Annotated in this window: 17 protein-coding genes, 3 tRNA genes and 1 rRNA gene; 6 read left to right on the top strand and 15 right to left on the bottom strand. The window is 44.0% G+C overall.

The window, feature by feature from the left end; genetic code table 11:
• Nucleotides 1-125: 125 nt before the first annotated feature.
• Nucleotides 126-224 (bottom strand) — tRNA-Ser (locus QW087_00530).
• Between the two features lie 244 nt (nt 225-468).
• Here QW087_00530 and QW087_00535 point away from each other — a divergent pair.
• Nucleotides 469-639 (top strand): hypothetical protein, encoded by a 171-nt coding sequence (locus QW087_00535; GenBank protein MEM2943218.1) that lies wholly within the window; start codon nt 469-471, stop codon nt 637-639.
• Between the two features lie 117 nt (nt 640-756).
• Nucleotides 757-2,224: ribosomal RNA gene (locus tag QW087_00540) — 16S ribosomal RNA — on the top strand.
• 191 nt (nt 2,225-2,415) lie between these two features.
• Here the strand turns inward: QW087_00540 and QW087_00545 are convergent.
• The 3 genes from QW087_00545 to pyrG form a co-directional block, all read right to left on the bottom strand.
• Nucleotides 2,416-3,330 carry a presenilin family intramembrane aspartyl protease PSH gene (locus tag QW087_00545; protein MEM2943219.1) on the bottom strand — a complete coding sequence of 305 codons (915 nt, stop codon included), beginning with the start codon at nt 3,328-3,330 and terminating at the stop codon, nt 2,416-2,418.
• Nucleotides 3,331-3,535: 205 nt separating this feature from the next.
• On the bottom strand, nt 3,536-4,168 hold the full coding sequence (locus QW087_00550; protein ID MEM2943220.1) for a translation initiation factor IF-2 subunit beta: 633 nt from the start codon (nt 4,166-4,168) through the stop codon (nt 3,536-3,538).
• Nucleotides 4,169-4,264: 96 nt separating this feature from the next.
• Complete coding sequence (pyrG, locus tag QW087_00555) at nt 4,265-5,929, bottom strand: CTP synthase (glutamine hydrolyzing) (GenBank protein MEM2943221.1); 1,665 nt, start codon at nt 5,927-5,929, stop codon at nt 4,265-4,267.
• Nucleotides 5,930-6,053: 124 nt separating this feature from the next.
• Here pyrG and QW087_00560 point away from each other — a divergent pair, with 124 nt between their 5' ends.
• Both QW087_00560 and QW087_00565 read left to right on the top strand, forming a co-directional pair.
• The gene (locus QW087_00560) at nt 6,054-6,704 is read left to right on the top strand and encodes a metallophosphoesterase (GenBank protein MEM2943222.1); all 651 of its coding nucleotides are present in this window, start codon (nt 6,054-6,056) and stop codon (nt 6,702-6,704) included.
• 279 nt (nt 6,705-6,983) lie between these two features.
• Complete coding sequence (locus QW087_00565; GenBank protein MEM2943223.1) at nt 6,984-7,427, top strand: ferritin-like domain-containing protein; 444 nt, start codon at nt 6,984-6,986, stop codon at nt 7,425-7,427.
• A 318-nt stretch (nt 7,428-7,745) separates the two neighbouring features.
• Here the strand turns inward: QW087_00565 and QW087_00570 are convergent, their stop codons facing one another.
• The 8 genes from QW087_00570 to QW087_00605 all read right to left on the bottom strand — a co-directional run bounded on the left by QW087_00570 (nt 7,746) and on the right by QW087_00605 (nt 14,629).
• Entirely contained in the window at nt 7,746-7,868 is a 123-nt protein-coding gene (locus QW087_00570; protein ID MEM2943224.1) for a hypothetical protein, read from the bottom strand.
• Nucleotides 7,869-8,861: 993 nt separating this feature from the next.
• Nucleotides 8,862-9,977 (bottom strand): hypothetical protein, encoded by a 1,116-nt coding sequence (locus QW087_00575; protein MEM2943225.1) that lies wholly within the window; start codon nt 9,975-9,977, stop codon nt 8,862-8,864.
• Nucleotides 9,974-10,447, bottom strand: coding sequence for a hypothetical protein (locus tag QW087_00580; protein ID MEM2943226.1), 474 nt, complete (start codon nt 10,445-10,447; stop codon nt 9,974-9,976). Before QW087_00580 ends, QW087_00575 begins: the two co-directional genes overlap by 4 nt.
• Nucleotides 10,448-10,482: 35 nt before the next feature.
• Nucleotides 10,483-11,424 (bottom strand): hypothetical protein, encoded by a 942-nt coding sequence (locus tag QW087_00585; GenBank protein MEM2943227.1) that lies wholly within the window; start codon nt 11,422-11,424, stop codon nt 10,483-10,485.
• A gap of 70 nt (nt 11,425-11,494) precedes the next feature.
• Entirely contained in the window at nt 11,495-12,508 is a 1,014-nt protein-coding gene (locus tag QW087_00590; GenBank protein ID MEM2943228.1) for a homoserine dehydrogenase, read from the bottom strand.
• Nucleotide 12,509: 1 nt separating this feature from the next.
• Complete coding sequence (locus QW087_00595) at nt 12,510-13,007, bottom strand: hypothetical protein (protein MEM2943229.1); 498 nt, start codon at nt 13,005-13,007, stop codon at nt 12,510-12,512.
• Between the two features lie 366 nt (nt 13,008-13,373).
• Nucleotides 13,374-13,478 (bottom strand) — tRNA-Ser (locus QW087_00600).
• A 356-nt stretch (nt 13,479-13,834) separates the two neighbouring features.
• A complete protein-coding gene (locus QW087_00605) occupies nt 13,835-14,629 on the bottom strand; it encodes a carbon-nitrogen hydrolase family protein (protein MEM2943230.1) in 795 nt (264 codons plus the stop codon).
• A 116-nt stretch (nt 14,630-14,745) separates the two neighbouring features.
• Between QW087_00605 and QW087_00610 the strand changes: the two genes are divergently transcribed.
• Nucleotides 14,746-15,546, top strand: coding sequence for an NAD+ synthase (locus QW087_00610; GenBank protein MEM2943231.1), 801 nt, complete (start codon nt 14,746-14,748; stop codon nt 15,544-15,546).
• On the opposite strand, the gene QW087_00615 is transcribed toward QW087_00610, so the two are convergent.
• On the bottom strand, nt 15,515-16,039 hold the full coding sequence (locus tag QW087_00615; GenBank protein MEM2943232.1) for a hypothetical protein: 525 nt from the start codon (nt 16,037-16,039) through the stop codon (nt 15,515-15,517). The two genes, QW087_00610 and QW087_00615, sit on opposite strands and share 32 nt — an antisense overlap.
• Nucleotides 16,040-16,276: 237 nt before the next feature.
• Here QW087_00615 and QW087_00620 point away from each other — a divergent pair.
• A tRNA-Glu gene (locus QW087_00620) sits at nt 16,277-16,351 on the top strand.
• Between the two features lie 163 nt (nt 16,352-16,514).
• On the opposite strand, the gene QW087_00625 is transcribed toward QW087_00620, so the two are convergent.
• Both QW087_00625 and cimA read right to left on the bottom strand, forming a co-directional pair.
• Nucleotides 16,515-17,069, bottom strand: a complete 555-nt coding sequence (locus tag QW087_00625; protein ID MEM2943233.1) for a hypothetical protein — start codon at nt 17,067-17,069, stop codon at nt 16,515-16,517.
• Nucleotides 17,070-17,198: 129 nt separating this feature from the next.
• Nucleotides 17,199-18,818: a citramalate synthase gene (gene cimA / locus QW087_00630; protein ID MEM2943234.1), complete on the bottom strand. Its 1,620-nt coding sequence runs from the start codon at nt 18,816-18,818 to the stop codon at nt 17,199-17,201.
• Between the last annotated feature and the right edge of the window lie 155 nt (nt 18,819-18,973).

Consider the following 18,973-nt stretch of genomic DNA (forward strand, 5'->3'; position numbering starts at 1 on the left):
AAAAAATTTCTTCAAGAGAATTGTACAAGCGAACAAGAAGCGAAATCGATCTTACTCTCGCTGTTCCCATAAAATATTCTCTTTTATGACTAATGAAATATTATTTCAAAAATAGCGATTAAAAGCGCGGGGAGGGGGATTTGAACCCCCGAGTCCTTTCGGACAATGGATGTTTGCCATTAATGATAGCAATCCATCGCCTTGCCGAGCTGGGCCATCCCCGCTTTTTTCTCAAAAGATTTTTGACGCTAATAATTCTTTTGATCATGGTATTACCAAATTATTATAATCGAGTTCATTCATTCTTTTGAACTGTGAACGAAGCTCTTTTATTGGACAACGAATGAAAAAATGATGATCTTATGAATAGAGGTCCCACTCCGGTTTAAATCTGGATAGAGAGCTGGAAAACTATCAACATAGAAATGCTCAAATACTTCCTCAAGTGATTAAATAAACAGGCGCTATTTGGAAAATGGCGCCCCGAAACGCATAAATACGGCCTCGATATTAGAGGGGCCTACGCTTATCCACAGCGTGCGAATTGATGCTGAGAAGGTCGCAGGACCGTCTATGAGGCAATCAAATCCAGAGCTGTGGACAATGATGGGGGACCGAGATCCCCGTGTTTGCACGTGAACTCTCGGTTCCGACGTTCGATGTACGACGATCAAATTGATTGTCGTTGGTGAAACTTGGAGATCCTGCCAATCTCCTAGAATCCTTAGCGGCATTTGATAATTGCCGAATGGATCGATTCCGGTTGATCCTGCCGGCGGCCACCGCTATTGGAATTCGACTAAGACATGCGAGTCGAGAGTCTTCGGGACTCGGCGGACCGCTCAGTAACACGTGGATAACATACCCTTGGGTGGGGGATAACCTCGGGAAACTGAGACTAATACCCCATAGGTCCAGGATGCTGGAATGCTTCTGGGCCGAAAGCTCCGGCGCCCAAGGATTGGTCTACGGCCTATCAGGTTGTAGTGGGTGTAACGTACCCACTAGCCTATGACGGGTATGGGCCTTGAGAGAGGGGGCCCAGAGATGGACTCTGAGACATGAGTCCAGGCCCTACGGGGTGCAGCAGTCGCGAAAACTTCACAATGGGAGAAATCCCGATGAGGGAATTCCAAGTGCCAACACACTGTGTTGGCTGTTCTCCTGTCTAAAAAGCAGGAGAAGTAAGGGCCGGGTAAGACGGGTGCCAGCCGCCGCGGTAATACCCGCGGCCCGAGTGGTGGTCGATATTATTGAGCCTAAAACGTCCGTAGCCGGTCTCGTAAATCCTTGGGTAAATCGGCCAGCTTAACTGTCCGAATTCCGGGGAGACTGCGAGACTTGGGACCGGGAGAGGTCAGAGGTACTTCCGGGGTAGGGGTAAAATCCTGTAATCCTGGAAGGACCACCGGTGGCGAAGGCGTCTGACTAGAACGGATCCGACGGTGAGGGACGAAGCCCTGGGGCGCAAACGGGATTAGATACCCCGGTAGTCCAGGGTGTAAACGCTGCGGGCTTGGTGTTGGGGGTCCTTTGTGGGCGCCCAGTGCCGGAGAGAAGTTGTTAAGCCTGCTGCTTGGGGAGTACGTCCGCAAGGATGAAACTTAAAGGAATTGGCGGGGGAGCACCGCAACGGGAGGAGCGTGCGGTTCAATTGGATTCAACGCCGGACAACTCACCAGGGGCGACGGTTACATGAAGGCCAGGCTGATGACCTTGCCAGATTTTCCGAGAGGTGGTGCATGGCCGTCGTCAGTTCGTACCGTAAGGCGTTCTCTTAAGTGAGATAACGAACGAGACCCTCGCCATTAGTTGCCAACGTCTTCTCCGGAAGGCGTGCACACTAATGGGACCGCTGGTGCTAAACCAGAGGAAGGAGAGGTCAACGGTAGGTCCGTATGCCCCGAATCCCCTGGGCTACACGCGCGCTACAAAGGACGGGACAATGGGCTCCGACACCGAGAGGTGAAGGCAATCCCGAAACCCGTCCGTAGTTCGGACTGAGGGCTGTAACTCGCCCTCACGAAGCTGGATTCCGTAGTAATCGCGGGTCAACATCCCGCGGTGAATATGCCCCTGCTCCTTGCACACACCGCCCGTCAAGCCACCCGAGTTGGGTCTCAGTAAGGATCTCTCATTTTGGGGGGTTCGAACTGAGATTCAGCAAGGAGGGCTAAGTCGTAACAAGGTATCTGTAGGGGAACCTGCAGATGGATCACCTCCTGCGCAAGGAGGGGCAGCAACGCCCCTCCACCAATTCCCGGCAGGATCCCAAGCACCATAAAACATCGAACGTCTGAACCCTGAGAATTTCTCACGATTTTCATTTCCAAACAAATGGCGTATCGTTACTTTTCAATGATCATAAATTGAAGGACCCAAATGAAACGACGATGGGGTCGCAACTTAAATTATCTAAAAAGTAAAATTGCCAAATATTAAAAGGTAAGTAATCAAGAACCCTGCTATCGCTCCCCCGTTGATAAAGGGTAGAGCTGCATGTGGCTTACCTTTTTTTGCAGAGAAAAAGAGCATTAACAAACCGCAAAAAGATCCGATCAGTGTGCCAACCGATACCAGCAAATTTGCTGAATATACAGAGCCTGGAACCCCTGAAAGAGAGACAAAAGAAGAGACGACCAAAATGCCAGGAATGATGGCATCGCCCAAACCCATGATCACTACTTCCCGTATAGAAGTTCCTTTTGGTATTTTGTCCAAGTTCATCGACCCAATCGAGAATCCCTTTCGCTTGGGAATGATAAACACAACGGGGATGCCCATGGAAACAATACCTTCGGCAAGCGGGACCATATGTTTCGTTACGTAGACAGCAATTGCGTCATAAAGCGCCAAAATCACTAAGAGAACGAGTGCAGGGATAACGCCCAGAGACATACCCAATAAAGCGGCGACGCCGCATCCCATCAGGAATGCCACGGTATTCATCACGTACCATTCTGAATGTATAAACAATAGAGCAATCATGAATCCCGCAAATATCATTGAAAGCGCAAGAGAAATCAGCATGTCTTCAATGACCATGAAGGCGAGCGGAAAAACAACAAAGGAGATCGTAACGAACACCGCATATGCAAAAACCGCCTTGAGAACGACTTCCATTCGCAGCTTCAAAAGGAGTAGCATCAATGCTGTAACCACAATAATAATCAGTACATAAAAGAGTGAGTTTTTGATGTCTCCTGGGTCACCGAAGATTCGGTATTCACGAGGATATATCGGCACAATCAAGAGCGCTACGATCTGTACGCCTAGGAATGTGAATGCCATTAATACCCGCGGAGAAATCGACTTCACTACAAATGCCATGATCTTGCTCCTCTGTTTCCAGCAATACAGGTTACGCGATCAATAATTAAAAGAACTACCTTTGAAGTTTGTCGATTAACTTTTTTATAGGATGGCTTTGAGGATAGTTTCTTACATAGAAACAACTGGCAATGGCAATCTATTTTGCTTTTTCACGAGCTCACTGCTAAAAGAATTTTTGGTTTTTCATTCCAGCTAAACAAAGTCACCTGTTGCCGGATTCTATGTGCACCGTGGCAAACGCGACGTTGCCTGCGACCTTATTGATTTTCACCTTTGTTCTTATCCCCTTTACCGTTCCAGGTACATAGATGATATAGTTGCCCAGTCGTGCAATGCCATCCCCTTTTTTGCCAACGTCCTCGATGAGCACTTCAATAATATCGCCGTCCTTGAGCGCCGTCTTCTCTTCGACCTTTGTAGTCTTTTTGACGCTCACGGGTCTATGAGCTCCACACGCCTCACATTCAAGGATGAGTATTCGACCTTCTTTCACTATGTGCGTATCTGGTCGCCCACATTCAGAACAAAGAACAAACGCTTCTGTGTAATCCCGAATTCTATCAGCAATCTGGCTGTCAGCAATTTTCGCTTTGAATACTGCTCTAGTTCCCTCTATATACCCAGGTGCCCCGAGTTCCCTCAAAAGAAACTGCAGTAAATGTGTTGGCTCGCGACGCAATGCGTCTGCGATTTCATTGAAATTCCTTATCATCGTTGTCTTCCCCTCTTGGAAGACATCCGGTTCAGGTACGGTGAATCGTTCATGCTTTTCAATTTTCTCAGGCAATTTCTGCTTTGCCCTATCAAGAAGGGCTAAATACTCTTCTTCAGCCATATTACCGAGCCTTCAAGCCGCTTCCCCCTTATAAATTTTGTCAGCAAATAGAGTGTAGCTGGATTGTGATGCAGTCTTTGAATAAATCGAAATGCCTCATCCGTATTTTCGTTTCAAAGCTTCCTGGACAAGACCATAATGAAGCGGAGAAGGTCTTCTCGGTCTTGATTTGAACTCAGGATGAAATTGCGCAGCTACGAAAAAATCATTGGCGCTGAATTCACCAACCTCCATTCTCTTTCCATCGGGCGATTTACCTGTGAATTCCCAACCATTCTTCTCAAATTTCTCTATGTACCTGGGATTGATCTCATACCTGTGTCTATGTCTTTCCACAATTAGCGCCTTTCCGTAAAGATTGAATGCCCTGGAATTCTCTTTAACGACAATCGGCTGCGCGCCCAATCGCATTGTTGCACCCTTCTGCCTCAGATTCTTTTGCTCAGGCAGCAAATCTACCACTGGGTCTGGCGTTTCTGGATCGAATTCGGTGCTGTTCGCGTTCTTTAATCCTAGAACATTTCTGGCAATTTCTATGGTAGCTATCTGGAATCCTAAACATATTCCCAAAAAGGGGATGTTACCTTCGCGTGCATACTGAGCTGCCATTATTTTTCCGCCAATTCCTCTACTACCAAATCCTCCAGGTATGAGAACACCATCAGCTTCTTTCATTTCCCGCGGAACGCCGCATTTCTCAATATCCTCGGCGTCGATAAAGACGATATTGACCTTCGTGTCCAATTCGGCTCCAGCGTGGTGAAATGCTTCGATATGGCTGATATAGGAATCGGCCAAATGCGTGTACTTACCGACACACGCGATTGTCACGGATCTTGATGGTCTCAAAATGCGCTCAAGAAACTCTTTCCATTCTGTCATATCCTCTTTGCGCGGGACGAGCTTCAGTCTACGGAGAATAAACTCTGTGAGTCCTTGTTCCTCCAGAATTAGCGGGACCTCATATATAGAACGAGCATCTGGTGCTGAAATCACTGCCTCAAGCGGTACATCACAGAACAGCGAGATCTTCCTTTTGATTGAGTACTCAAGTGGCTGGGATGATCGTGCCACGATGATATCCGGCTGAATCCCTAATGATCGCAACTCTTTCACAGAGTGCTGTGTGGGCTTGGTTTTCTGTTCACCCACTGTCCCAAGAATTGGTACAAGCGTGGTGTGCACAAAAAGGCAGTTTTCGCCCCGACCCAATTCGGTATTCATTTGTCTGACCGCTTCAAGAAATGGCATGGATTCGATGTCTCCAACGGTTCCCCCAAGTTCGACAATACAGATATCAGCATTTGTTGATTCCGCAACCGTTCTTATCTCATTTTTTATTTCGTTCGTAATATGAGGGATGATCTGAACGGTCTTCCCAAGGAATTCCCCCATTCTCTCCTTTTCGATAACAGTCCGATAAACCTTGCCTGTTGTGATGTTGTGAGCGCTTGTCAGATCGACATCAAGAAACCTTTCGTAATTGCCAAGATCCAAGTCAACTTCTCCGCCATCCTCAAGAACGAAGACCTCCCCGTGCTCAAAAGGATTCATCGTTCCAGCATCTATATTGAGATAAGGATCGATTTTAATGGCAGTGACATCGAAGCCCCTGGATTTTAGAAGTCGTCCAATCGAAGAAGCTGTGATTCCCTTTCCAAGGCCAGACAGAACTCCGCCGGTAACAAAAATGTACTTCATCGTCTCTACGGCAGCAGTCGATGCCTTTTTGATTAATAATAGTTTTCCATCCTTCTGCAAATCCCCCAGAGCATCGCAGATATATCAAAGCAAAAATTATGAAATATAATAATGTAAAAAATAATAGCGCAGAAACTACAATATATGCACGGGCAGTTAGATACGATAGCCTGGGTGTAAGTAAATGACATCATTGAAGTTCCTTGTGATATCAGACATACATGGAAGGGAGCGCGTTATCGAGTGGGCAAATAATCTCGCGAAGGAAAGGTCTGTGAATGGCATCATAATACTAGGGGATATAACGCAATTTGGTCCTCCAGAGTGGGCTGAACATTTCTTGAAGTCCCTCAAATTTCCTACTTATGCAATTCCTGGCAATTGCGATCCACGAGAAGTGATTGCGGCAATCGATAAATCTGCAATATTGCTACACAACAGAAAAGTGCGGATAGGGAATGAGACTTTTGTAGGATTTGGAGGATCAAATCCAACAATTTTCAACACGCCATTTGAGATGGAAGAGGACCAGATCGAAAATGCTCTAAGGAAGATATGTGAGCCTAAGATGGTGCTTGCAACACATACGCCTCCGCAGGGTATCAACGATATTGTTCCCTCTGGTAGACACATTGGAAGTACGGCAATAAAGAAAATCGTTGAGGAATTCAGACCAAAAGTCGTTCTATCTGGTCATGTTCATGAGGCGTGGGGAATCCAAAAGAGTGGTGAAACTGTCTTTGTCAATCCAGGTGCTGCAAAGGATTTTCGGGCTGCTACACTTGTATTGAACAACATTCCGCATGCGGAGCTTATTGAGCCGCAACATTCATAACTTTTTCAATTCTCCTCTAACCAGGAGTAACAACTAGTAAGCTCGAGACCTAACCATAAATACTTCAAAAATTTCCAAAAATATAGCAAATTAGCCATATTGCGTGGAAGATTTCAAGAATTCATGAATCGATTCGAATGACGTCGTAAACTAGGAGCTTATGTAGCAACATGAAATGAAGCTCTAACAAAGAAGTTGATAAACTTTCATAGTCATACAGTTCTACCAGCGATCGAATTATATATCGATTGAATCGTATTACACAATAGGGTGTTCAAAATGTCGAAGGAAGAAATAATAAAATTGCTGAACCATGCTCTTGAGCTCGAGCACGGTGCATACGTACAGTATCTCAGCCATGCCGAAGTGGTTGAGGGGATAGAGTCAGAGCCAATCATCGAAAGACTGAAAGAGATAGCGAATGATGAGAAGGCTCACGCGGAGAAATTTAGGGCCCTAATTGGGGCGCTCGGAGGCGTGCCGAGCATGGGAATAGCTGAGACGCACACAGCGAAGGATATCAAAGAGATCCTGGAGCAGAATCTAAAAGATGAAAAAATGGCGGTCGACACCTACCGCGCAATTCTCGAGAAGCTTAAGAAAGAGAAAATCAAGTACTACGATTTCTTGCTCGAGCACGATGTACGTCACATATTGATGGAAGAACAGGAGCATATCACGGAGCTTGAGCTGTTGCTTGGAATCAGTGGAAATAGCTACTAACAGTCTTCCCATCACTTTTTCTTTTTTTGTTGGCGCGTAATTTTTCAGTGGCAAATGCTGCATGTCATGATTTTCATGCCGATTTCAGTTGCTGTTTTCACTATCAACATGCGTTCTTTTTGCAATCCTTAGCTTCATTCATTTGCTTTATTAATGTGGCTATCACGCATTGATGAGTGATTACGATTTCAGTGATGGCTTTTTTTGGCACACGATTCCGATGTTCATGCGCGTTGGTTCTATTCAACGATCCTTAACGATAGACAATTCAACATAATGGCAGAATTCCCTATAATTTCAAAATTGGAAGTCACGAGATTAAACGAGGAAAAGGACAGCTCCCAATTCGATTCCAAAAAGGAGAACAAGCAGCAGCGCTGCTCTTAATACTTCAACGAGCCTAATTTCGTCGTAAATTTCTGAATTCTTGTTTTCATTCATACTTTCACCTCCGTCGTCTTGATTTGCGTACCTCGTGGACAGGAAGTTGGAGATCCAATTCTTGTCGATTTTGAGCATCCCGCACGGCTAATACTCCTATTTAATTTTTTGCAACTACAGGAAAAGGCGATAAAAATGACAGCAACTTTCTAGCCAAATTGTGGATAGTATAGATCCCAAGAAAAAGGAAAGATATTTCCAGTTTTTTGGAAATCCATCAAAACATCACATCCAGATTCAAATCCAGATAATAATTTATTCAATGGTGCTTATACATAGAATCTTGCAGTAAATTTTCCATAATTCGCTGTACTTGATCGATCAAAAGAAAAATCACCAAAGTAGTGAAGAATTCATATCAACTAATTTGCTGCGCAGAAAACACTATTTACTTATCGAAGTCTAGTATCTGACCCTAAATAGTGGCTGCTTTTTATTCAAAAGCTTTTTCTAATTCTTCCAATATTGCTATATTGGGGAGTCCCCGTGGACCTTCTCCAACTTCCCCACCGTTTTATCTTTTTCTTCGGGGACTCCCCACCAATTGTTCATTTTGCAATAAAAAGGTAGCTAGGCAGGTTTTCGCTATCGTTGAGTTTTGGACGCCTGTATTCTAGCTATTTTGCACGTAAGGGCTTTGGAATGAAGCATAAAATAACAGAGACTTCCATGCTGGGGCGTAAATGAGAAAAAATGAAAAAATGAGCATGTCAGGTTAAGATAATCAACAAGTTACTGATTTGGAGAAGCCTATTGGATTTATAAGGGATGCGTTGAATGGGGTAAACAGTATCACGCAGAGTTTGAGTTGAGGTCCTTTTTTTCTTCTTAGGGATTATTTTTTACGTACCTAGATGTTGAACTTCTCCCCGTTCATGAAACTCTATAATCGCTACCTTCTTTCTACAGAACCTAGTTTTTGATTTCATAATTTTCTGGTGAATTTGAAACGAGTTTTTTCAATTTTTAGTTATTTACAATGGGGCACGCCTCTCACTTAATGCATCTGATATCAGCCACTTCTTGGATTCTGTCAAGAATTTTCAAATCCCTCTGGATATTTTGTTCGAGCGAAGAGCCTTCCTCAATTAAGAGCTTAAGGTTTTCTGCGTAAAAATCATTTGTTGTTTTGCCAGACCAATCCCCTAATATTCTTATGCCAAGGTCTTTAAAAGAAATTGCGCAGAAAATCACAGAGAGATCGTAAAGAAGCTCAACAAGCAACCACTCATTAAGCTCGTGATTGAAAAATGGAATTGGAGCATAGTCAAGCCATATTGAGCCAACTTTGTTAGCAAGCGCATGGGCTCTGCATTTATCATCGGCTGTCACAAAAACAAGATCTAACTTCTGCGCATCGGCATACCCCGCCAAGACTCTAAGTATCTCAGCATCTCTCTGTTCCTTATTTTGATGAAATTCGCCGCCAGGTACGTCTATGCATGTATACATATCTTTGATGATTTTAAGTTCCGTCAAGGCTAAGAGGGCCTTTCGACCTTTCTTATTGCAACAGTTGAAGAGAGATCTCAAAATCTTTTTTCCATCGAGTGCGCGATAGAGTTCTTCTACGTCCTGCTTTGTGTATTTTTCTTTCACATTTGCTGTGATCTCCATGCGCACAAGATCTGGAATGAGAATCATAAAATTCCGTGCCCTCCCATCATCAAAAAGATCTGAGAAATCTGAATGGAACTGAAGTCTACTCATCAATCTCTTATAAATGATATTTGTATCTACCCCAATGCATTTAGATCGTGGAAATCTAAGAGTATTGTTGCTTTTTCTTTCGATGTCTTTAAATTCAAGAGCTAATTCGCTTGCATTCGACGGGAGCTGAAGAGAAGATTGCAACGCTTCCTTCAAGTCTGAGTAATCTGGAATTTCATCCTGAAGCTTTTTTGAGGAGATTCGAAGGTTAACTTGAGAGACAGCATCGTCGAAGTTTTTTTGATCGACAATCGTGTCAATCTTCTTCTTCCTAATATTCAAATTGAGCAGAGGTAGGTCAAGTAACTCCGATTGCACAACAAATCTTTCCACTCCGCTTAGCAGCATTTCATTTAAAACTGCCATAAGATAATCCTTGCAGATGATCGCTTCCATCATTTGGCCTCCGATATAATCTCGTGAAGGTGCTGGCACGAAAGCGGAATCAAAAGATATGGTCTATTTGCTTTAAAGAGGGAATCTATATACAAATAAAAAATAAAATCAAATACGTATCGATCCCAGCCAGCAAAAACCGATCCTAATACAAATATCTTCCTGCCAGGCGTAACCTCAAGCGCAACAACGTCGCCATTCTGTTTGTGCATTGTGGCGATACTCCTAACTTTATTCGATACTGTCCTTATTTCGTCACTCCTCAGGACTTCTATTTTGATTTCAAGTTGTGATCCGTATGCACCGACGAGATTTGGCAACAATTTTTCTAGCACTGCTGCTTGTTCCTGCTCCTCCTCTGTCGTAAGAATGTAAATCAGCTGAGGTATGAAATTGTAATTTCGAATCATTGCCCATACAGAATTGAAACCACCCCAAACACTCCTCCCGGTCATCATGATGAGAACCTTCATGATTCCACCATAATCATAGATTAGTAGGATGTATGTCAATTCCCAAGAACTAATTTTCGAATGGCTTCTTGCGATTCATGAGGCGTCTCTACTGTATTCACCAAATATACCTTCGACTGCTCCAGCAATCTTTTGAAAAACGCAGTTCTGATGTGCATTTTTCTTCGATCGCGAACGAGTTGATGCGGATTGCAGAAATCATGAGCGATAAGGTATTCTAAGGCTTCATCAGCTGAAAGTTCTCTCGTAATCACAGGGTCCTTTCGATCTCGTTTCAGCAGAATTATATGGTAAATTGATGTCATCGGAACGACACCACCGTCGCCAACTATCCACCTAACATTAACAATGGCCCTACCATTATAATCAAATTTCGATCGTTCGATGAGGGGTTTGTATTCTGACCAAATCTGTCCAATATCGGCCTCTGCATAACAATTCTTTTCAGATCCGAAAGCCAATGCACGTTTGCTCGATAACCTAACAAAGTACCAGTCGTCCGTCACTAGGCGAGCTTCTGGCAGCCTCAATAATCCCCAAGAATGCGTTGTCTTGCCTGTTTTTGATGGGGCTATAATTGAAACCCCTCTCCCATTAATATCTATCGCGGCACCATGCACATGGTAAATCCTATGTTCATCTTCGAGGACATCGCCAGCAACTGCGAGAGCTATACTTTTGATCCAGCCATAATAACCGATGTTGAATAGGAAAGCGGTCTTTGTAACAGGTTCATACTTAACATACTGCCTGCCAGTCTCATCTGAAAGAACAATGATGCGGCCGTGGGAGCGTATGTTTTCACTCATGGTATAGAAGTTGTCCTCCCATCTATCTTTCACAAATTCATTATCGGTAAGGAGCTTTATGCAGCAGCCGTAAATTTCTGCTTTTCTTGTGTAAAGAAAGCGATTCTGGAATTCTTCGTAAAGTCTGTCCATTTCTTCCATCGAAATCAATTCGATTTCATAACCCATTTTCTCACCCAAATCATATATGCTCAAGCACCTTATAGAATTCATTTGAATAGTAGACAAAATTGCAAGATCATGCTGACTTTCCTGAACGATCTTTTAGAAGCGCAACTAAATCACTGAGAATCGCACTTGCCGTCTCGAATTTGCCCGCTCCCCTTCCAACTACTGTGATTTCTCCTGCAAGATCTGTTGAAAGTTGAATGATGTTCAAAGTTCCGCCGATACTGAGAGGATGACCGATGGGGACCAAGCGCGGCGAAACTTCGAGTCGCTGATTCGATATTTCTGCAATCAATCTGACCACTTTCTTTTCTTCCGCGGCAAGTCCGATCGCATCTTCAGTGATGCCTCGAATTCCCGTTCTTTTAACATCTGAATACGTCTTGTCAACGCCAAAAATCGCGTTGGCCAGTATGACAGCCTTGCACGCGCTATCGACTCCCTCTATGTCATAAGAAGGGTCTCTCTCTGCTATACCGATTTCTTGCGCCTCCTTCAAGGCCTGAGCGAAAGGGAGTCCCTCTTCTCCCATTCTGTGCAAAATAAAATTGCAAGTACCATTAAGAATACCCCTAACGGAGCTAATCTTCTCGCCCATCAAAACGTCCTTTGCAAGATTGATCACCGGTGTCGCACCCCCAACAGTTGCTTCAAATCTCAGCTGGGCACCGTGTTTTTCAGCCGATTTCATCAGCTGTAAATAGCGGAGCGCCAGCGGTCCTTTGTTGGAAGTAATCACGTCTTTTCCATCGCATAACGCGGCAAGAATATTAGAATATCCGGGTTCGCCTGTAATGATATTTGTTGGCGTCGCTTCTACTAAAACATCATAATCGATGCTTTTGAGAATCTCAGGAGTATCATCAACGGATTCCCGACTTCCTACCCTCCCAGTCATTTTCTTTCGTCTTACTAGTTCAATTCCATCGAGGCCGCGACTCGAAAATTCGAATGAGTGCGAGTCAAAAACAGCCACGATTTTGACCTTTTCTTTAAAGATAGTTTCAAACCAATGGCTCCGCCTCGCTAGGACCTCGGCTACGCCTTGCCCAACCGTTCCAAAGCCCACAATTGCGACGTCCATGCTAGTCCTCCAGACTTCTGATGACAAGGAATCCCTTTTCCCTCGCCTTAGAATCAAGTAGCTGTTCTATCATCATAGCGGTCTCCTTTTTTCTCACCCTTCCAAAAATAAACGCGGCCTTACCATCTGACAATTGCGATACGGAGTAGCGAATGCTGATCGATTCGAGATCTTTCATAGACTCAATCTCACTCACAATCTCATTGAGCTCCTTTGTGCTAATATTACCTACAATCAAAAACTCGATCGCAAATGTCTCATAAATCGAGCCTAGACGTGCAACATCGATTTCCCTTTCTTTCCAAGTGTCCAAAATCCTTTCAAGAGTTTTCTCCGATTTTACCTCAAAAGTGACGTTTACAGTAATGTGGCCTCCCACAACAACGTCTCTATGATGCACTACACCGACAATATTTCCACCATTCGCTGAAATTGGTTCCAGCGCGAGGACCAATTGCCCAGGTACATCCTTAAGCCGGAGATCGACGTTGACTTTCAATGAAGAGCCTCCAGTTCTGATATGCAGAGGGTATATAGCTACGTGATAATTAATAGCATTCTGTTCCGCTATTAACTGAGCTCGCGCAAAAGAGAGTCGTTTGCTTCAAATATGAACTTTAGCATCATGTCTTACAATATAATTCGAATCGCGCTTTGGTCGATTCCAAGTCAATAATGAGTCTTTCCTAGGCGTTTTATAAAGGAAGTGCCTTAGAACGATTCTGCCCACGATCTCAAATTGAAAAAACGCATACTTGGCATTTGCCGATCAACAGATCTTCGTTCGCCACAGGAAAGTAGATCCATCCTCCATCCGATCGACGCTCAAGTGAGCGCTAACCTGTAAAATCATAGATTACCAAGTTGGCGCCGAGGGGGAGATTTGAACTCCCGAGGCGCATAGCGCCACGAGCTCTCCGTTGACAAGAAGACTCCAGGCTCGCGCCTTACCGGACTGGGCCACCTCGGCATTCTGTTGAGGCTTACTGCCTTATTAAACTTAAAATTTGCTCAATTTGCAGTATTCGGGCCAAGACTTTCAAGAAAAGGAACTTTCTCGGTGGATATAATGAGATAGCCAGTGTAATTTCTTCCCCTATCGGGAATCATATTCTTCAAATCTCCTATTCTAGTCGCTTTGAACTTGGTTACACAAGAAGAACTCAAAATCATCTTGATCTTGACTTGTGAAGGATCGAAGCCGCTGTATTACCTGCTAACGACCTCACAAAGAATTTGCCCCTAAACAATTTTCTGCAGGGATTTCATGTAAAAAACGACGTACCTCACAATTTTCAATTTCTATGGCGATGAACGCTACTTCAATTATTCAAACCATAGATTACTTAGCTCGATGGCATTGCGAAGGGTTGGGCGCATCTGCCTTGCAAGACGGATTGATGTTTGATCTATGTCAATTGCGACCAGGTCTTCTTCGAAGTACTTGCATTTTGCGATAATTTCGCCACGAGGATCTGATACCTGGCTTCCCCCGAAAAAGACTTGATTTAATTGTGTACCCGTTTGATTGACATAAAGGAAGTATGTAGTATTTTCAATGGCTCTCGCTGGGATCATGCGTTCGAAAAACTGCTTTGAAGTCAGTGGGGATGCTGCTATGCAAATAATAGCATCGGCTCCATTAAGCGCGTAGAATCTTGAAATCTCTGGGAAAAAGATATCATAACAGATAATAGGTCCAACTTTGAACCCCCCGACTTCAAAAAGCGCTGGCCTGCTTCCCCGCCGGAAATAGAGTTTCTCTTCGAAAGGACCGAAATTCGCGAGCGACAATTTGTCATATCTCTGTACAGTACCATCAGGGGATACGCAAACTGCACTGTTCGTAATCAATGAGGAAATTTCTTCATCAAGCACTGGCATTCCAAAAAGAATGTAACAACCATGCTCTGATGCTATTCTTTCAATTTCTTGAACGCTGTTTCCGTCCAATGGTTCGGCCAATCTGAAAAATAGGTCTCTACACATATATCCTGTGAGGAATGTTTCAGAGAACACGAATAGGTCTGCCTCATTAGCGTCGATGATTTCTTTCATTTTATCAATGTTTTTTCTCTTGTCTGCGAGAGCGCATTCTACTTGAACCAAGCCGACTTTCATAATGACATCAGGAATCGAATCGATCGGATATCATTCTTTTCATAACTTTTTTTGTCAAGTCAATAGCTCGTAGAACTCAAGAGTGCTTATTTATCTGCAGTGACGTTCTAGGATCGATGCACCCGAAACTGCACGAACATGCCTACGTTGCCATTACGAATTTCATCAAGCAAAAGGTAAGGGAATCAGGGAGCAATGGAGTAGTAATTGGCCTAAGCGGAGGTATAGATTCTGCAGTAGTTTCAAAATTATGTGCGGATGCGATAGGGCCCGATAAAGTTCTGAACATCTTCATGCCCACGAGCGTCTCCTCAGAGTCCGATAAAAGGGACGTTGAAGAATTTTGCGGAAAATTCCAGATGGAATTGAAGATTATTGAAATAGCACCAGTCGTCGAAGCTTTTGAAAAAATGCTCCCAGAATCAGGCCGTAAAGACTTGCTGGGAAATATTATGGCGCGGTGCAGAATGATTATACTATTCCACGAAGCTAATTTGCGTAAACGAGTAGTCATGGGCACAAGTAACAAGAGCGAGCTTCTCATCGGCTATTTCACTAAATTTGGCGATGGTGGATCGGATTTCTGTCCGATCGGCGATCTTTACAAGACCCAGGTACGAGAGCTCGCGCGGCAAATAGGCATTCCTGAGAACATCATAAAGAAAATACCAACTGCTGGCCTATGGAACGGACAAACAGATGAGGGCGAAATTGGCGTATCGTACGATGATCTCGACCGCATCCTCTATGGTTTCGAAATGAATATGACAAATGAAGAGATTGCCTTGAAAACTGGGCTACCGATGCATGTCATTGAGCGTGTCTGGAAGATGCATAGAACCACTGCCCACAAAAGAAAGATGCCGCTGATTCCAAAGATAGGCATTAGAACTCTTGGAATTGATTGGCGCGAATAGATTTTATGTGGTTCTCCAAGACGCGTAGCAATCCATCTGTGTCGATCACATCAAAATAAACTACTTCCGCCTTTTTTCCTAGAGCCCACACGAATCTCTGCTTTCTTTTCAGATTTAGCCTGATCAGATTGTATCTTGCAGAGGTTACGAAAAGTTCGGGACGCACGATACTGAAGAACACACCACGTCTCACGGGACCTTTTTGAACTCGAATTATTTGGTCGATGTTGGTTAAGGGTATTTTGGCTCTGAATACTAAACCTCTTTTCAAAACGAGAGTGCGATTGACTATTTCATGCGAAGTTAGGAGTGGAGATATTCCAAAAACGACAAGGAATAACAAACATACTATACATACTGCCAAGAAACCATATGAACTTGTACCAAAGAGATCAACTGCTATGATGACCGAAGAAAGCGCTATGATTAAAATGATGATTAGATCAAAATAAGCGGAATGGCGCGGATACGGAAATTCACTACTCTTGCTCACTAACTCCAGATTAGCTAATGGCGGATTAAAACATATTGGTTCACTCGATTTCGGGATATTGAGTAGAATTGCCTAGAAATTATTTTGCAAGCGTTCTTACACCGTGTTGAGGCTAAAAGAGAGAAAACAAATGCTGCCAGCGTCAAGTTTGCCGGGAGCTATGACATACCAGTCTAAATGAGAAACATGGATAGATATGAAAAGCTTTAATAAAGGCCATTTTATTGGCGCTTCGATGCTCCCGTAGTGTAGTCCGGTCAATCATGCGGGCCTCTCGAGCCCGCGACTCGGGTTCAAATCCCGGCGGGAGCATATCGTTACCCTCCATTCACACCGCATTTGTACTTGTTCATAGGCAATTACAGACGCAAGATACGATTCTCAGACCTTCAAAGCAAGCTTTAAGCAGATTATTCCATCTGATCTAGCCATATCGTAGATGCCGAAATTCAAGATTGATCATCTTACCAAGCTCTTATTTTCTCTCCTTGCGATCAAGCACATAATTTATTATGCACACGCACTGGGCTGAGGTATAATCTTTTCCGCCTAGGGACACTCGCCGGCCTTTCCTTAGAGCGTATTTTTCCTCCTTTTTCGGCAATCCAATCTGATCACCCAAAATAAAGACCGGATTATCACCAAAATCAATTTCGAATAAGTCGGTGCCTTTCCTCTCGAGCACGTACACTTCATCCTTCATATCAATCAGCGCTTGAAGGCTATTTTTCTTCAAGCCGACACCCTCATGCGTCCCGCCGGATAGTATCTTTCTCACGATTTTTTCCCATGCCACATCATTGGGAGGAGCGTCCTCAAGGAGACGGCCGTCTATGATCATCTCCTTAGGAGGGTCTGGGGGACCGTTGAGAAGTGCATGAAAAATAACGTCCTTCCGCATAGCGTAGGAGTGATAGAGTGCCATCTGGATGCATTGAGAAACGACATCAAGTCTCCCCGCTTCGTGAAGATTCCCAATCTTACCGCCTGTCCTACCCGTACGGGAATAAAGTACAAATTCTCTTAGCATCGACTCACTGACCAAACCATACAAGATGAATCAAACTAATCAAATTTGCAGTTCAAATTGATGAACGTCCACTGTTCTCAAATCATTACTAAGCGCCTTGAACCATCAAGAGACTCCATTTGAATAGAATTAAGATTTACCTTTTCTTTCTAGCAATTTGTACTCAATGGAATCGAGGAGTGCTTGTAAACTTGCTTCGATGATATTCGTTGAAACCCCCACGGTTGCCCATGTTCTACTGCCGTCCGTTGATTTTATGAGCACTCTTACTTTGGCAGCTGTAGCCGAAGTGGTATCAATCACCCTCACTTTGTAATCGATGAGTTTCATTTCTTGGATCTCCGGGAAAAACCGTACAAGCGCCTTTCTCAAAGCACGATCTAGTGCATTTACTGGACCGTTTCCGTCAGATGCCGTGTGCTCCACCTCTCCACGGGGATCGACGACCTTCACTATCGCTTCGGATCTTGTCGAACCCCCAGATACGTCAACAAGCACTCGGAAGCCCTCAAGACGGAAATGTGAAGGCATCTCATTTCTAAGCCTGCGGATGAGAAGATCAAGGCTAGCCTCAGCTCCTTCGAACTGATATCCATAAAATTCCATTCTCTTTAATTGTTCAAGCAGCGACTTTGCTTCTTCTCGATTATTAACTCCCAGAGTTTTCACTTTTGAAAGAATGCCAGAGATGCCTGTCAATTCTGAGATCACTATATGCCTCACGTTCCCAACCTCTTCTGGATTGACGTGCTCATACGCGGCAGGATTTTTCAATACCGCATCGATGTGGATACCAGCCTTGTGCGCAAATGCGCTTGATCCGACGTATGGAAGTCTGGGATCTGGGACGAGATTTGCAACTTCATAAACAAATTTCGATAACGACGTTAAATCGTGAAGATTCTGTACAGATAGCCTCCTTTTCATTTTAAGTGATAATGCGGGGATGAGTGAGCAAAGATTCGCGTTTCCGCAACGCTCGCCTAAGCCGTTGATTGTTCCCTGCACTAACTGTACGCCCACTTCCACCGCAGCAATCGAATTTGCGACTGCCGTTTCTGCATCATTATGCATATGAACTCCCAACTGGATCTGCGTCATTCTCCTTACTGCCTTGACTATGTCCGAAACTTCGAACGGCAAACATCCACCATTAGTATCGCATAACACAATGCAGTCTGCACCAGCCTCAACAGCAGTCGAAACAATACTCTCTGCGAAGTCCTTATTTTCCTTCCAGCCGTCGAAAAAATGCTCAGCATCAAAGAAAACCATTCGCTCTTTCGATTTTAAATATTCGATCGTTTCTCTGACGCTTTTGACATACTCTCCAGGCGTAGACGATAATACGTGTTTTGCATGCCTTTCCGAGGATTTTCCTACGACGCAGACCCATTGAGTATCGCTTTCAAGCAGTGCCTTCATCATTGGGTCGTCCTGTACGGTTCGATCTTTCCTCCTGGTAAATCCAAACGCCACCAATTTCGTATGCTCAAGAGTAATCCTGCTCGCTCTTCTAAAGAATTCCATATCCTTCGGATTCGAACCAGGAATTCCTCCCTCAACGAAATCAATGCCGAATGCGTCGAGGCGCTTCAAAACATCAATTTTGTCTTCGACCGAAAACGAGATACCTTCGGTCTGCGCACCATCTCGAAGTGTCGTGTCGTAGAGCTGGACATCAACAAATAAATAAATCCCTTCTTTGGAGGGGGTCGACCTGTATTTTGGTTTCCATGAAGCCAGCATTTATTGCAAAATTACTAATAAATGTTTCGCAGGAAGTTTCATTGGCTTAACTGAAGTATTACTGATTATATCCATAGAGATCCAATAAAGCCGTTCATTTTCGCATTGAGAATTCGATCAAAATTTTTAAGCTCTAGTGGCATTTGCTATGGCTT

It is taken from the genome of Methanomassiliicoccales archaeon, from assembly GCA_038850735.1.
Lineage (GTDB): Archaea > Thermoplasmatota > Thermoplasmata > Methanomassiliicoccales > JACIVX01 > JACIVX01.

Coding starts and splice junctions, on each gene's coding strand:
- QW087_00545 (MEM2943219.1), bottom strand. CDS start 3,330: ATGGCATTTGTAGTGAAGTCGATTTCTCCGCGGGTATTAATGGCATTC.
- QW087_00550 (MEM2943220.1), bottom strand. CDS start 4,168: ATGGCTGAAGAAGAGTATTTAGCCCTTCTTGATAGGGCAAAGCAGAAA.
- QW087_00560 (MEM2943222.1), top strand. CDS start 6,054: ATGACATCATTGAAGTTCCTTGTGATATCAGACATACATGGAAGGGAG.
- QW087_00565 (MEM2943223.1), top strand. CDS start 6,984: ATGTCGAAGGAAGAAATAATAAAATTGCTGAACCATGCTCTTGAGCTC.
- QW087_00570 (MEM2943224.1), bottom strand. CDS start 7,868: ATGAATGAAAACAAGAATTCAGAAATTTACGACGAAATTAGGCTCGTT.
- QW087_00575 (MEM2943225.1), bottom strand. CDS start 9,977: ATGATGGAAGCGATCATCTGCAAGGATTATCTTATGGCAGTTTTAAAT.
- QW087_00580 (MEM2943226.1), bottom strand. CDS start 10,447: ATGAAGGTTCTCATCATGATGACCGGGAGGAGTGTTTGGGGTGGTTTC.
- QW087_00585 (MEM2943227.1), bottom strand. CDS start 11,424: ATGGGTTATGAAATCGAATTGATTTCGATGGAAGAAATGGACAGACTT.
- QW087_00590 (MEM2943228.1), bottom strand. CDS start 12,508: ATGGACGTCGCAATTGTGGGCTTTGGAACGGTTGGGCAAGGCGTAGCC.
- QW087_00605 (MEM2943230.1), bottom strand. CDS start 14,629: ATGAAAGTCGGCTTGGTTCAAGTAGAATGCGCTCTCGCAGACAAGAGA.
- QW087_00610 (MEM2943231.1), top strand. CDS start 14,746: ATGCACCCGAAACTGCACGAACATGCCTACGTTGCCATTACGAATTTC.
- QW087_00625 (MEM2943233.1), bottom strand. CDS start 17,069: ATGCTAAGAGAATTTGTACTTTATTCCCGTACGGGTAGGACAGGCGGT.
- cimA (MEM2943234.1), bottom strand. CDS start 18,818: ATGCTGGCTTCATGGAAACCAAAATACAGGTCGACCCCCTCCAAAGAA.